This is a genomic window from Runella sp. SP2, assembly GCF_003711225.1.
Classification (GTDB): Bacteria; Bacteroidota; Bacteroidia; order Cytophagales; family Spirosomataceae; genus Runella.
In genome coordinates, this window is the sequence record NZ_CP031030.1 from 2313731 (window position 1) to 2328406 (window position 14676).

The 14676-nt window shown below is 43.7% G+C and carries 10 protein-coding genes; 2 read left to right on the plus strand and 8 right to left on the minus strand.

Annotated features, from left to right (window positions below; all coding sequences use genetic code 11):
* Positions 1-76: 76 nt before the first annotated feature.
* From DTQ70_RS09785 to DTQ70_RS09800, 4 genes are all read right to left on the minus strand, one after another.
* Positions 77-1426 (minus strand): DUF4038 domain-containing protein, encoded by a 1350-nt coding sequence (locus DTQ70_RS09785; RefSeq protein WP_164489955.1) that lies wholly within the window; start codon positions 1424-1426, stop codon positions 77-79.
* An 83-nt stretch (positions 1427-1509) separates the two neighbouring features.
* On the minus strand, positions 1510-4875 hold the full coding sequence (mfd, locus tag DTQ70_RS09790) for a transcription-repair coupling factor (protein ID WP_122930642.1): 3366 nt from the start codon (positions 4873-4875) through the stop codon (positions 1510-1512).
* A gap of 187 nt (positions 4876-5062) precedes the next feature.
* Positions 5063-5974, minus strand: coding sequence for an Rpn family recombination-promoting nuclease/putative transposase (locus tag DTQ70_RS09795; RefSeq protein WP_122930643.1), 912 nt, complete (start codon positions 5972-5974; stop codon positions 5063-5065).
* Positions 5975-6013: 39 nt separating this feature from the next.
* Entirely contained in the window at positions 6014-6736 is a 723-nt protein-coding gene (locus DTQ70_RS09800; protein ID WP_122930644.1) for a hypothetical protein, read from the minus strand.
* A gap of 153 nt (positions 6737-6889) precedes the next feature.
* Here DTQ70_RS09800 and DTQ70_RS09805 point away from each other — a divergent pair, with 153 nt between their 5' ends.
* Positions 6890-7735, plus strand: a complete 846-nt coding sequence (locus tag DTQ70_RS09805; protein ID WP_122930645.1) for an MBL fold metallo-hydrolase — start codon at positions 6890-6892, stop codon at positions 7733-7735.
* Positions 7736-7748: 13 nt separating this feature from the next.
* On the opposite strand, the gene DTQ70_RS09810 is transcribed toward DTQ70_RS09805, so the two are convergent.
* Entirely contained in the window at positions 7749-9008 is a 1260-nt protein-coding gene (locus tag DTQ70_RS09810) for a metallophosphoesterase (protein WP_122930646.1), read from the minus strand.
* A 156-nt stretch (positions 9009-9164) separates the two neighbouring features.
* Between DTQ70_RS09810 and DTQ70_RS09815 the strand changes: the two genes are divergently transcribed.
* Positions 9165-9581, plus strand: coding sequence for a molybdenum cofactor biosynthesis protein MoaE (locus tag DTQ70_RS09815; RefSeq protein WP_122930647.1), 417 nt, complete (start codon positions 9165-9167; stop codon positions 9579-9581).
* An 18-nt stretch (positions 9582-9599) separates the two neighbouring features.
* Here the strand turns inward: DTQ70_RS09815 and DTQ70_RS09820 are convergent, their stop codons facing one another.
* From DTQ70_RS09820 to DTQ70_RS09830, 3 genes are all read right to left on the minus strand, one after another.
* The gene (locus DTQ70_RS09820) at positions 9600-10277 is read right to left on the minus strand and encodes a GDSL-type esterase/lipase family protein (protein ID WP_122930648.1); all 678 of its coding nucleotides are present in this window, start codon (positions 10275-10277) and stop codon (positions 9600-9602) included.
* Positions 10278-10426: 149 nt separating this feature from the next.
* Complete coding sequence (locus DTQ70_RS09825; RefSeq protein WP_122930649.1) at positions 10427-14284, minus strand: SNF2-related protein; 3858 nt, start codon at positions 14282-14284, stop codon at positions 10427-10429.
* Positions 14285-14320: 36 nt separating this feature from the next.
* Positions 14321-14620 (minus strand): hypothetical protein, encoded by a 300-nt coding sequence (locus tag DTQ70_RS09830; protein ID WP_164489956.1) that lies wholly within the window; start codon positions 14618-14620, stop codon positions 14321-14323.
* Positions 14621-14676 lie beyond the last annotated feature (56 nt).

Consider the following 14676-nt stretch of genomic DNA (forward strand, 5'->3'; position numbering starts at 1 on the left):
TATTTTATGTGTTTATTTTCGGTAAAAATAAGCAAAAATCGTTCCAAAAACACCTTCTGGTACAGATTTGACGGATTTACTTGCGGCCTACATTTCCCAGCAACAATAGCCAATCTTCATCCAAGGTAGGTGGCGTAAGTTCCCTGATTCCCTGCGGTTTAAAATAGCCACCAATGAAGCGTTTGTTGGTCTGGGGATTAATCCATAAAGCGCGAATATTTGTACCATTTATTTTGCCAACATTCACTTTTAATGTCCTACTTGTGGGTATATAAATGGCCGCCATTCGGTTGTTGGGCAATACCGACACCACACTATAATCATCATTTCCGTACGTACCCCGCCCTTCAACCAAAACCTCATCGGTGGTATCGGGTCGAAACAAGTACCATGGCAATCCGCTAAAAATTTTGTAATACAGCTCCATATCCTGTGCGCCTCGTAGTTGGAGTTTTTGCCGCCAATCGTCCCCAAAATCAGCGACTGAGCTTCCGTAACAATGCCCACTCCCACCACTTAAAAGCGACCAATATGCCTGCCGACGAATCATTTGAGCATTTCCATCTTTTTCATCTTCATACTGTGATTCACCTAAAATAAACACCTTTCTGGGGTTTTTGTTATGTTCTTTTAACGAGGCTTCATAAACCTGGGGCATTTCCATCGTCCACGCACCAGTTTTTCCCCGAAAGTAAGTATATGTCATACTAAAATCTAGCCAAGCCTCTTTTCCCGCCACATCTGTACTGGAGTGTGAACTTGCCGCGTGGTAAGTCATCAGGTGATGCGGTGCTTCGGCTTTGATGCCCTCTGCCATTGCCCGCTGCACTATTTCCTCCTGTTGCGGGTCACGGTCGCCGCCCATTACCCAGAGTATATTTGAAAATTTATTAAAGCGTTTCCCCAAATACCCCCCATACAAGCGGCATTTGTCGGTGCCATTCTTTCGTTGTACCTCATCCCAATTCGTTTTACAACAGCCTAGCCAAGCGGGTGCAAGCGCCACCACAATTTGCAAATGAGCCGCATAACGAACTACCTCTTCTACGTATTGAAAATACTTTTCGTTTGGGTTGGAAAAATCGCCTTTGGACGCAAATGGAAACTGCCCATACGCATTCGCTTCGTCGGGCTCGGTTGGGAGCAACTGAACAAAAACCGTATTGAATTGCTGGGCATTTCGGGCCGACAAATACACTTTTGCTTCTTCTATTTTAAGTTTAGAAAGAAGATTCCAACCCGCATCCGCATTTAGTAAAAAGGGGCGACCGTGTTTGTCGGTAAGATAACGGCCATTTTTACTGACTTTCAACGGAAAAATTCCTTGGCTCACTACGGTCACTGGTGCCTTCTTTTTTCGAGAAGACGATTTTCTTTTTTTCTTTTGGGCAAAGAGGGTAGTTGTTGCAAGAAGCAACAGTAACATCACACGTAACGTTTGGGGCATAACAAAAGAGTCAAGAAGGTTAGGAAAGGGGCAAAACTAATAAAAAACGAAGAACTACCCACTTACTTCACCGTCAGTTCTTCCAAGACCTTGCGTAGCTCAGGCAAGCTCCTAACGTCGGAGCAAGTAAGCAGCAATTTGTTTTTAAGGTCTTTGAGCGCAAAACGCTTGGGATTGCGTTGGATATGACTGAGGATATGCCCAAATTTTGGAGACTGGAAGAATGAATCATTGCCAGTTGAAATAATGTAGCCTTTGAGCGTATTATTTTTGAGGGTCAACTTATCCATAAAAAGCGCTTCGGCCATCCACCTGATTCTCACCATCTCAATCAACCACGTTACTTCCTCAGGTAAAGGACCGAAGCGATCTGCAACCTCATCACCAAAAGCGCTCAATTCTTCTTCACTCTTGAGGTTGTCCAGACGAGTATATAACGACAAACGTTCCGAAATATTTTTTACGTAATAATCTGGAATCAAAATCGACAAGTCGGTTTCAATCTGGCAATCGACCTGAATGGCCTGCACCGCCTCACCCAAATCGAACAAATCCTTGAACGTAGTCTGTTTTAATTCTTGCACGGCTTCGTCCAAAATCTTATGGTACATTTCATACCCAAGGTCATTGACAAAACCACTTTGTTCGGCGCCCAATAAATTTCCCGCCCCCCGAATATCAAGGTCACGCATCGCTACTTTGAAGCCATCGCCTAGCTCCGAAAACTCTTCCAACGTTTGAAGTCGCTTGCGGGCATCGGTAGTCAAGTGGGAAATGGGCGGCGTCAACAAATAACAAAATGCTTTTCGGTTGGAACGCCCTACCCTACCCCGCATTTGGTGAAGGTCTGACATCCCAAAATAATGGGCTGAATTGATGATGATGGTATTGGCATTTGGTATATCAATCCCTGATTCGATGATGTTTGTACTGACTAAAATATCGTATTCGCCCTCGATGAAGCGCATCATCACCTTCTCCAGTTTATCGCCTTCCATTTGGCCGTGCGCAACCCCAATACGCGCCTCAGGTACCAAGCGCAAAATCAAGTTGGCAATTGACTCAATGTCGTTGACACGATTATGGACAAAGAAGACCTGTCCACCACGGTTAAGCTCATAACTCACCGCATCACGAATAAATATCTCGCTAAACACCTGCACCTCAGTCGTTACGGGCTGACGGTTTGGTGGAGGCGTTGCAATCACCGACAAGTCGCGGGCTCCCATGAGTGAAAAGTGAAGCGTTCGCGGAATAGGGGTTGCCGTCAGGGTCAGCACGTCGATATTGACGCGCATTTCTTTTAAACGGTCTTTGACCTTCACCCCAAACTTTTGTTCTTCATCAATAATCAACAGGCCCAAATCTTTGAACTTGATGTCTTTGTTAACGATGCGGTGCGTACCTACCAAAATATCAATTTTGCCCGCTTCCACCTCTTTCAAAATTTCCTTGATTTGCTTTTCAGATTTGAAACGGTTGATGTATTCCACCCGCGCAGGAAAATCAGCCAAACGTTCGCTAAAAGTCTTGTAATGTTGCATGGCCAAAATCGTCGTTGGCACCAACACTGCCACTTGTTTGCTGTCGGTTACGGCCTTAAACGCCGCCCGAATGGCAATTTCTGTTTTCCCAAAACCAACATCCCCGCAAACCAAACGATCCATTGGGTGCGGTTTTTCCATGTCCTCTTTCACATCCGCCGTTGACTTGGCTTGGTCAGGCGTATCTTCGTACAAAAACGACGATTCGAGTTCGGCTTGTAGGTAGGTATCTTTGGTAAATGCAAAACCCTGGGCATTTCGGCGTTTGGCATAAAGTCCAATCAACTCCTGGGCAATGTCCTTGAGTTGTCGTTTTACTTTCGATTTTTTGTTTTCCCACTCTGGCGAGCCCAATTTACTCATGGTCACTACGCCGCCTTCCTTTCCTGTGTATTTCGCGATTTTGTGCAAACTGTGGATGCTGACAAACAAAATGTCATTGTCGCGATAAATGAGACGAATGGCTTCTTGGTCGCGACCGCCTACATCTACCTTTTCCAAACCCGCAAAACGCCCAATGCCATAGTCCACGTGGGTTACAAAATCACCCGTCTTCAACGACTTCAACTCCTTCAACGTCAAGGCTTTGGACTTACTAAATTTCTCCTTGACGTGGTATTTGTGGAAGCGTGAAAATATTTGGTGATCGGTATAACAAATCACCTTGAGTTGATCGTCGATGTACCCCTCTCGAAGCGAAATATTCATCGGCCGAAACTTCACATACGGGTCGAGCTCATTCACTATTTTCTCCAAACGTTCCAATTGCTTGGCCGATTCCGCCACAATCACGTTGGTGTAACCTTGGTGCTGGCGTTCAGACAAATCATCAATCAATCGTTTGAAATCTTTGTTAAAAGAAGGCTGCGGCTTTGCTCCCCATGTTTCTCGAGACGAAGCATTGTTTGTTTCACTTTTGGGGCTAAATGGGCCATAAAAACGCCTTCCAAACTCAATCGTTTTGAAAGTTTTTATTTGGTTCAAAAATCCACGACGCGTTTCAAAAATCTCATTCGGATCAGATACCAATTGAATATCGCCACTTTTAACCCCTGTCAAAGCATTTTCGGCCTTTTCAAAACATTCTTCAATCACCTCAAGGGTCAACTCTACGTCTTTAAACCACAAAAGGGCATTGGTTGGAAGAAAACTCAAAAACGACTCACGGGTTTCGAGCGTCAATTTATTTTGAATATCAGGAATGATGTTGACGTGTTTAACGGACTCTACCGACAGTTGAGAATCAGGATTAAAGGAACGGATGCTTTCTACTTCATCCCCAAATAATTCGATTCGATAAGGAAATTCACTGGCATAAGAAAACACGTCAATAATCCCCCCTCGCACCGAAAACTGACCCGCTTCAAACACAAAATCAGTTATTTCGAAGTCGTATCCCAACAAAAATTCGCGCAAAAACTGCGCATCTAACCGCTCGCCAACTCTTACAGTGAAGGTATTGGTAAGCAACGATCGTTTGTTGATTACTTTTTCAAAAAGTGCCTCAGGGTAAGTCACTACCAAAAAATTATCAGGTACGGCCACGTTGAGTTTATTCAAAATCTCAGCGCGCATGAGCACATTGGCATTTTCAATTTCCTCGTAATGGTAAGGTCGTTTGTAGGAGGTTGGGTAATACAAAACTTCTTTGCCAAGTAAATTTTGCAAGTCGTTTTGTAGGTAAGCGGCCTCTTCGCGGTCGCTGGCTACAAATAGGCACAATCGAGGCAAACTTTGATGAACTGCCGCCCCTATGACGGCATCCAAACTACCCGCAAGCCCTTTGAGCTGAATGTGCTGCTGCGAGCTTGATATTTGATTTACAATCACTTGAACGAGGCTGTCGTTGGCGTATAGCTGAAGAAAATCGTGGGTTGAAAGCATTTTTTAATTTCAAGTCTTTAAAACAGCAAAAGGCCGACGAGGGGTTTCTCATCGGCACCATTTGAATAACAAAATTAGGAAGAATTTGATTTAAAGCGCATGGAATTCTTTTCAAAGCCCCGTTTCAGAAATATTCTAGCCCCGAGTTCTTCCAATTCATAGCATGGCGTGATGAAGGAAAACTTTTTTATTTATGCGCTAATCGCATTTTTTTAACAACATCCAGAGTCACGTCGGCCAAACTTGCGATTTGAGCATCATCAAAATCGGTAGATTTTATCATTTTAACCACAAAAGCCAACTTTTGAGCCTCTTTTCCTTTTTTTTCACCTCTTTGCTCACTGAGACGCCGTTCTCTATCTAATACAAACTCAACAATTCCCATTGTCTCTTTTGGTTTATTTAATAATTGCTCCAATGACCTATCAAATTTAACATCATTTTCAGGATTCCCAAAGCGTACGTATAATTTTAGAAAGCCCATCAATGCTTCTATCTTAGCTCTTCCAAAGTTGTTTGACACCAAACGTTTAAGCACCCCTATCTTCTGCTCTAAAAGCTCACTTTCTGATATTTTACCGCTTTTTAGCGCCGTTAACGCGGTTAGAACTACCATTGCAAACGGGTTGTCGCTCTTTGCAAGTTCTAACTCATTTTGCTCTAAAATTTTATACCTGTTAAAATCATAGCGGAGCGAGGTACCCATAAATTTTTCTTCAAAATACCTAGGTTGAAAGCTTTTGTTACGGTCTGTCAGAATTGCGAAAGCGATAATTGGATGATCATACTTATCGTAAATTCGGTAAAAATATTGAAACATTCTTTTGGCAAACGCCCTATCACTACTTCCTTGCACTTCAACGTGAACCAACACCCACTGTTCTTCCCCAGCTTTTGTAAAAACCTTTACAAGCTTATCGACATATTTTGGAGAAAAATCATCTGAATTGACAGGAAAAAGTTGTTCTAGTTCTTTGTCTAAAAACTCAAATGGTCTGCCAAAATCAAATACTTCGTCTGCTTTTTCAAAGAAAAAACGGAGAAAATCATCAAATACATCTTCTAATATTGCTTTCCATAGACTGTCATCACGTTTCATAATAACCTTATTTTTAACATTGACAGTTCCGTTTTTACCCTAAAATGCAAATCGTAAACCTCCAGTTACATTGACAACTCCTACATTTTGCTGAATATCTACCGATTGCGTAACGGGAGGAAAACCTGTCGTTGTTACTTTATTATTTACACCCTTAAAGGTTGTGCTTATCAAACTTGCATCGGCATTGACCACAAGCGCTACTCCGCTAAAAAGCCCAATATGAAACGTAGCCCCTGCACCATATGCTAAATCTGACGCCATTTGGCTCGAAGTTTCTACATTAATGTTATAATTTTGAAAAGCACCCGTTGTTACAAACATTGGACTATTCACTTTGGCATAACCCACCAATAGACGCCCTTCTAATCCAAGACGACTACCACCTAGGCGCAAGGTAGGTCCAATCATCGCACTCAATACATCCCATTCTTTTGCTTCTACCACCACTGGATTAAGGATGCCATATTGGTTTGACGCAATTTTCTGAATTCCTTCTTCCCTAGTTTCGTTTTTATTGTAAGAAACCCTCGCCGCTAACCCAAGACGTTTGGTTGGATAATAGCAGGCCACAAATTGCGCACCAATACCGTCTCCCGCAATTTCACCGCGTGTTTCTCCAAAAACTTTGGTAGCAAGTTCCCGAACCGACAAGCTTTTGCCAGCCGCAATGTTCAGGGTGAAACGGTCATAATCTTGTGCAAAACCAGTTGATATACAAATAGCAACTAAAAAAAATCCCAAAAAGCCAGAACGTATCATGGGTAGTTAATAAGGTTTATTGATAAAGACGGGAACAAGGCGCTAATTACGGTCGAAAGTCTTAAAAAACGAAACAATAAGCGATTAGATTATTTTTCGGCGGTATTTCCCGTCGTTTTTTTGCTTTTATACACCAAAGAAAATGGTTGTAACATGGCCCTCATTCATGCGTTTCAAAAGGACGAAGCACTACTTGTTGATATTAGAAAAAGTCAATCAAACCCTTCAGGTTTTCGGACATGGTGGCTGGGACAAAGTGGTTTTTTGATTCAATGGCAAGGGAAGCATTTATTGTTTGACCCCTATTTGTCCGATTCGTTAAGCATCAAGTACGCCCAAACCGACAAACCCCACGTTCGTATGAGTGAACGGGTGATTGCGCCTGAATTGCTTGAAGGTATCGACATCGTCACGTCGTCGCACAACCATACCGACCACCTCGATGCCGAAACGCTTTTACCTATTTTTGGCCAAAACCCATCCATCCAAATGGTCATTCCTGAAGCTAATCGGGTATTTGTGTGTCAAAGATTAGGCTGTTCTACCGCTTGGCCAAAAGGAGTAAACGACGGAGAAAGCCTTGAAATAAAAGGCTTTACACTGCATGGCATCCCTGCCGCCCACAATACGGTTGAGCGGGATGACCAAGGCCGCTGCAAATTCATGGGCTTGGTGGTTGAATTTGGCCCCTATCGGGTGTATCATTCGGGCGATACCCTTTGGTTCGATGGTTTGGCCGAACTTCTGGCGCCTTACCAAGTTGACATAGCATTTTTGCCTATCAACGGCAACAAGCCTGAGCGGCGGGTAGCAGGCAACCTCAATGCCGAAGAAGCAGCCCGACTTGGGAAGGAGATTGGGGCAAAACTGGTTATTCCCCACCATTACCATCTGTTTGAATTTAATACAGCCGAACCAAGTGAATTTGAACACTTTGCTCGGCTGTATCAGACGCCTTATAAAGTTTTACAATTGGGAGAAGGCATTGAAATTGAATAACCATTTTGGTTGGTTACGCCCTTACCAGTTCCATCAGCGTAATTTCTGGCAAAATTCCTACTCGACCAGGGTAACCAAGGTACCCAAAACCGCGATTAACGTACAAATGTTGGTCGCCTTGGGTATATAAACCACCCCACTGTTTGTACCGATACTGTACGGGGCTCCATTGAAAACCGCCTATTTCTACCCCAAATTGCATTCCGTGGGTATGTCCCGCAAAGGCAACGTCAATGTCCTTAAACTGCGAAGTTACTTGGGCGTTCCAATGGCTAGGGTCGTGCGACAGAAGCAATTTTACGGGAAAATCATCGGTACGTTGGTGGGCTTTTTCCAAGCTTCCGTATTTGGCAAAACCACCCATACCCCAGTTTTGAATCCCTAATAAACCAATTTGTTCATTATCAACTTTGATGGCACGGTGTTCGTCTAGGAGCAAGTCCCAGCCCAACAAACGGTGCGCATCTTTCAAATCATTGAGATTTTTTATTTTGGCTTCTACCGAAGGCCATTGGTAATAATCGCCGTAATCGTGGTTGCCCAACACCGAAAATTGCCCCAATGGTGCTTTTACTTTTTTGAAAATATCAATGTAATTTTTTACTTCATCGGCGGTATTATTGACCAAATCTCCCGTAAAGAAAAACAAATCGGGTTTTTCGGCCATCAGCATATCGACACCGCCTTGAACGGCTGTTTTGTTAAAAAAACTCCCCGAGTGAATATCCGACAACTGGGCAATTTTTATTCCTTCAAACGCTTTTGGCAAGTTTTTAACTGGCACCCGAACGCGGCGAATGCGGTAATCGTGCGCTCCTGAAATGATACCATAAGTAAATCCCGCGACCGTCGTACCCGCTACGGCCAAGGCAGATTTCATCAAAAACTCCGAACGAGGAATCGTAGGAGCGTCCACGACGGGAGCTGTTGTAGGAGGCTGTGATTGAAAGAGACTGACCACCCATTTTCCAAAACGCACGACATCATCGATGAGGAGTAAAAATAAGCTAAAAAATTTGGCAAAATAGGGAATCAATAACGCGCTCCAGATGAGTTGGCGCGTGGTTCTTGAAAGGGAATCGGGCGGAATGATGAACTGAGTGACAATCCAAACCACTAAACTTACCACAGGAATTGCCCAATAAATGGTTGAAATGAGTCGGCGGGTTTCTAGTGAACTAGCGCGAGAAAGGGTTTTTACGGCCTGAAAAACGTACAAATCCAACAGAAAAAAAAAGCCTATCGTCAGGAGAATGGCTGGTAATCGGTTCATAAAGCTAGAAGGGAAAATTACAATTTTGACAATGGATGAGTAACAAAAGACGCTTTAAAAAAGTGTTTTTCTTCGCCAGAATTGTGGGAAACGGCAAATAGTTGGGATGAACTGACTATTTTTGAGGCCGAGTAATTTTGTTAAGCTTTTGACACAATGATAGACATTCAACTCACCGACGCTCCACTTTCGCTTGATGCCTGTTATCAATACGTTCTTTCTGACGATGCGGGGGGACTTGTCACTTTTGTCGGCACGGTTCGTAATCAAACCAAAGGGAAGCGGGTGTTACGGTTAGAATTTGAGGCTTATGCCCCTATGGCCATCAAAGAAATGCAGAAAATCGCCGAAGAAGCGGTGCGTCGCTGGCCAGTGTTAAAGATTTCGATTCATCATCGCGTGGGCGTGCTTGCCATCGGCGAAGTTCCAGTCATCATTGCTGTTGCTTGCGCCCACCGAAGGGCTGCCTTTGAAGCCTGTCAATTTGCGATTGATACCTTAAAAGAAACGGTACCGATTTGGAAAAAAGAATTTTTTGAAGACGGCGAAGTTTGGGTCGCCGCCCACCCATAAGAGCACTCGACGCTCCCCTTACATTCCCTTCAACACTTTCCACATTTCGTCCGCTACGAGCTGATTTCCAGCGTCATTGAGGTGAACACGATCAGTTGTGAGGATGTTTTTTTCGTCGTTGTTCGGATTATTTTTCAGGTTGTAGTCTAAGAAAGCTTTACGAAGGTCAATCAAAGGCAAGCCTTGTTTTTTGGCCAAATCGCGAATCAACTGTGAATAACGGTTCAAATCTCCATCTTGTTGGTTAGAGAAATCGGTGCGTTCGCCAATCACTGCGGGCGTACACATGGCCACGCGAATGTTGGCAGCTTTAAACTTCTTCAGCAATGCTTCGTAAAAGCGAACAAACTTATCAGGGTCAGTGCCTGTTCCTGACGACGCTTTGTGCCAAACATCATTTACGCCTACGTAAATCACCACCATATTGGGCTGTTTTGCTAATACATCATCTTCCAAACGTAGGTAAAGGTCATATACTTTATTCCCCCCAATCCCCGCTCCAATTAGCTCATATTTATCCTTTAGCCCTTGTTTTTCAAGCATTTCGCCCATTTTAACAATATACCCACCAGGTTTAACGGCAGCTTGGGTAATCGAATCGCCAAAGAAAACAATTCGGAGTGGTTTGTCTTGTTGAAATGCCAACAAAGGAATGGCCACAAGGGCTAATTTGAGGTAGTGAATAAAGGATTTCATTGAAAAGAGTATAAAATTGATTCGTTTGGTAAAGCAGTTTCTTACTTAAATCTAACCCTGACAACCTCAAAATGCCGAGCGTTTACTTTATTTGGGTTGTGAGCAACCCACTTGTTCTTCCAATGCGGTAACCAGCTGCACGGCAGGTTTTAACTAAACAACTGCAAAATATCGTCTTTATCCAGTTTTTTCAAGAACCCAGCATCCGTCGAAATCAAATCATCGGCCAAGGCGCGTTTTCGTTCTTGGAGTTGCATGATTTTTTCCTCGATGGTGTCTTTGCAAATCATCCGATAAGCAAAAACCCGTTTGGTTTGGCCAATGCGGTGAACGCGGTCAATCGCCTGTTGTTCCACGGCGGGGTTCCACCACGGATCTACAATATACACATAATCGGCTTCCGTCAAATTCAGACCAACGCCCCCTGCTTTTAGACTCATCAAAAACACCCGACAGGATTCATCGCCTTGAAAACGATTCACCCGTTCGGCACGGTCGTTGGTCTGGCCGTCTAAGTATTCGTAAGGAATTCGGTCGCGTTCGAGTTTTACTTTGATGAGGTCAAGCATTTTTAAGAACTGACTGAAAATGACAATTTTATGATCAGAAGCATTTTCTTCAATTTCTCTCACAATTTCGTCCAGCTTCACCGAGTCGTTTCCATAATCTTCATCATCGGAAAGCAAGGCGGGCGAATCACAAATTTGACGTAGTTTTAATAACCCTTCCAAAATCAAGAACGATGCTTGTTCACGGCCTACTTCGTCCATTTTTCCCGCAATTAAATCACGGTATTTGTCCTTAAAAGCATTGTAAACTTTGCGTTGACGTTTGTCCATTTCGCAAAACAGCACCGTTTCTGTCTTTTCTGGCAAGTCTTTGGCCACCTCTTCTTTGGTACGTTTGAGCATGAATGGATATACCATTCGGCGTAGCTCCGCCGCGCGCGTTTTGTCTTGGTATTTATCAATTAATACTGCGTATTCGGCGCGGAAGAAATCCTCAGCCCCCAAAAAACCAGGGTTTAGAAAATCAAATTGGGAGTATAAATCAAAGGTGTTGTTTTCAACGGGCGTCCCTGTCATTGTCAAGCGGTTTTTGGCGTTAATCAATTTTACCGCCTTCGCAATCATCGAGTCAGGATTTTTAATGGCCTGCGCTTCGTCCAAAATCACGTAATGAAACCGAAAATCCTGCAGCAACTCTATGTCCGAACGTACGGAGCCGTAGGTGGACAAAATGATGTCGTATTTGTTAAAAACGCGCGTATTTTTGGTTCTTTGTGGCCCCGTATGGACGTATAAACGCAATTCGGGGCAAAATTTAGCGGCTTCGGCTTGCCAGTTAAAAATCAAGGTTTTGGGCACTACCACCAAATGAACCCCTTTGGGAAAACGATTTTTTTGTTCTTGCAAAAACGTCAGCATCTGCAACGTTTTTCCCAACCCCATATCATCGGCCAAGCAGCCTCCCCAGCCAAATTCATCCAAAAAATTGAGCCACTTGTAGCCTTCTTCTTGGTAAGGTCGCAACTGCGCCTGCACATTTTTGGGCAATGCAATGTCTTTAATTTCGCGAAAATCAAGCAATTTCTCACGTTTATCATCTAGTTCACGTATCAATTTCGGATTTTCGATATACTCTTTGTAACGTTCCAAAATTGTAAAATGCTGTTTTGATAAACGGAGGGTGTCTTTCTTGTCATCCACTTTTCCAAAACGAAACAGCTGGGCGTACTGCGCTACCCACTCATCGGGCAATAAGCCAAACGAACCGTCTTTTAACTCAACGTAATTTTGTTTCTTTAAAATAGCCTTTCGTACTTGCGCCAAGGAGACGACCTGTTCGCCAAACGAAATTTCTATCTGTAAATCAAACCAGTCGATTCCCGACGAGTTTTTGATTTTGAAGGTCGCCTTGTTGGGATTGTATCGGAATTTTTTGAGGTTATTGAAGCCAAAAAGTTTGGCGCCACGTTGGTTCAATGCTTCATAAAACTGAAACAACCAGCCATTTTCCAACACCGAATCGGCAGGCAAATAAAAATATTCGTCCGTTTGGTGGGCAAAATCAGGATGTTGGCTTTGCAAAAATTGCACAAACTGTTCTTCCGCATCTCGGTCACGCCGCTGAATTTGCACCGTATTTTTATAAGCATTTACGCGTGCTTGCCGAAAATCTCGCGGTAATTCTATCGACGCTTCATCGTCGCTGGAATAAATAAAAGCGGGGACTATCAGCAAATTATCCTCAACTTCTTTCAAATACACCCGACCTTCCTGCCATTCTAAATCGGCTTGCGTAATGGATTGGCCTTTGTCAAATTCCAACGAAAACTGGTCGGCCAATGGAATCACAAACCCATTAAAAAAGTCATCGTCGCGTACACTTCGTAGGCGAATAGCCCCGCCCAATTCCAAGAAATGGCGTGCTACTTTGGCTGCTGCTGTTGACCGAAAACGGCATAAAAGGTTATCGGGCAACACAACCAGCCAGTACGTTCCGACATCTTGTAATTGCTGAAAAGAAATTTGTTCTCCCGTTGGAAGCACCACAAATGCCTCCAACAAAGTCTCCTGCCCCGTCCGAGATAGTTTAAAATGCAAATCAAGCGGTGTTTCTGTCACCTTTACTGCATGGCCCGTATTTCCATAACTGTCATTTTTTTTGTTGACCCGAACCACTTTTTCCACCAACATCGGAAACAATTTTTCCAGTACCTTGCCCGTAATTTCCAGCGCTTCGTCGATGGCCTCGCTGGTGTAGTTCAAGTTCCAAGAATTGGCGGAAATTTTATGCCCACGTTGGCGAAGGGTCTCGTGCAAAAACTCTTGTTCCAGCAAACGGCTGGTTTTGATAATCTCTAAGTCTTCCGTTTGGGTAGTTGGTCGTTCTTTGTCGCCCCACGTACTGCGGGTGACGTTCGTTACTTTGCCTGATTTAGCGTTGAGGTTTCCTTTGGCAATTTCCAGGCGCATAAAGGGCAGGGTTTTTACCGAAAATTGCTCAAAAATATACACGTAAACCAACCGCTCTTTACCCGCATTAACGGGGACAAAAGGGCTATTGGACTTCACAGGCAGGGTACTTTTCAGAATGTTGTTCCATTCCACCCCCTCAATGGGCTGAATGCTTTTGTCCAACAAAATAATTTCTAGTTCCCCTTTTGGATTGATTTTAAAATCAAATTTCCCCTCCAAATTATCGTCCAATGTATATCCATAACGCTCCAATAAAGCGCTTTTTTCTGGGCTCCAATCCCGCAGCGATTCGAGGTAATGAGCACCGTATTGCATTTTTAACCAAACCAATGCCCCCATCATGTGTTCGCACAGCGGCGTGCGCAGCTTTTGCTCACAACTACACGACAGATGTACACACCCTTTTTCCAAACGCTTCACCGTCACGGCATATCGTCCGTCTTTTTTTACATACACATCCAGCGTCTCAGAGTCGTTTTCTTTCAAAACCGAAAACACATTCAAATAATGACGCCGCCCCATCCAGTGCTGAGGTGAGCAATGCCGCTGAATATAGTGCTCCTCCAAGGACGGAATTTCGAGGGTGACATCCGACATCGAAAACAGCCCCTTGTCCTGAAACTCTATGACTTTGGGCGCTTGCGGGCGTTTACCATTGGTCAGGTCAATGATCACCTTTTGAAGGTCTTGCACCGATGCTTTCGGTTTTTTATTGTCACGCTCAAGGTATTCATCTAAGGCCAACGACGCCGCCACGGCGTGCTTGCAAGGGTAATGCTCTGAAGAACAATCACAATAACTTTGAACGCCCTCGGCATCGTCGAGGTTAACCAGTTCTAATTCATATTTTTCAAAACTAGACTGGCTTTCTACTTCAAATTTAGCCCCATAATAATCTCCGTTGAAGGACGTCATTTTCACCCCTCCATTTCGGTAAATATCATTCCCTCGCTGCCGCACTGCTGTCGATGCTTCCCTTCGTAACGCTGCTAAACTCTCAAAAATAAGTCCTTTATAAAAAGCCATGAATCTTGTAATCTCGTCTAAACTGTACTGTTTTTTCTACCCACATTCTTCTAAATACGCCTCGGGCAAATCATAAAGTTGATTTTCAACTTCTTTCATTTTGGGAAAATTGGTTGTATCAGGTAATACTCCGTAGCGAAACGTAAGCTCCGCCAATTCATACTCAACATTCGCTTTGGTCGCCGAGAGCAATGGAAATGCCACCCGAACTTGATACACTGTCCCTTCAATCACCTCGTAGGGTGGTTTTTTGTAGAGGGTCACGATATGAACCCGTACTTTATCTCCTACTTTGAACGGAGACACTATTTCTGTTTGTGGAAATATCACTTTCATAATTGCGCGAATAACGATAAAACAACCCACCTTTGCAACGAAGTTCCGCACGGAAT

What these genes read in the sequence shown, in the direction of transcription:
- DTQ70_RS09805 (WP_122930645.1), top strand. Translation starts at nt 6,890, where the DNA reads ATGGCCCTCATTCATGCGTTTCAAAAGGACGAAGCACTACTTGTTGAT.
- DTQ70_RS09815 (WP_122930647.1), top strand. Translation starts at nt 9,165, where the DNA reads ATGATAGACATTCAACTCACCGACGCTCCACTTTCGCTTGATGCCTGT.
- DTQ70_RS09830 (WP_164489956.1), bottom strand. Translation starts at nt 14,620, where the DNA reads ATGAAAGTGATATTTCCACAAACAGAAATAGTGTCTCCGTTCAAAGTA.
- DTQ70_RS09785 (WP_164489955.1), bottom strand. Translation starts at nt 1,426, where the DNA reads ATGTTACTGTTGCTTCTTGCAACAACTACCCTCTTTGCCCAAAAGAAA.
- DTQ70_RS09795 (WP_122930643.1), bottom strand. Translation starts at nt 5,974, where the DNA reads ATGAAACGTGATGACAGTCTATGGAAAGCAATATTAGAAGATGTATTT.
- DTQ70_RS09810 (WP_122930646.1), bottom strand. Translation starts at nt 9,008, where the DNA reads ATGAACCGATTACCAGCCATTCTCCTGACGATAGGCTTTTTTTTTCTG.
- DTQ70_RS09800 (WP_122930644.1), bottom strand. Translation starts at nt 6,736, where the DNA reads ATGATACGTTCTGGCTTTTTGGGATTTTTTTTAGTTGCTATTTGTATA.
- DTQ70_RS09825 (WP_122930649.1), bottom strand. Translation starts at nt 14,284, where the DNA reads ATGGCTTTTTATAAAGGACTTATTTTTGAGAGTTTAGCAGCGTTACGA.
- DTQ70_RS09820 (WP_122930648.1), bottom strand. Translation starts at nt 10,277, where the DNA reads ATGAAATCCTTTATTCACTACCTCAAATTAGCCCTTGTGGCCATTCCT.
- mfd (WP_122930642.1), bottom strand. Translation starts at nt 4,875, where the DNA reads ATGCTTTCAACCCACGATTTTCTTCAGCTATACGCCAACGACAGCCTC.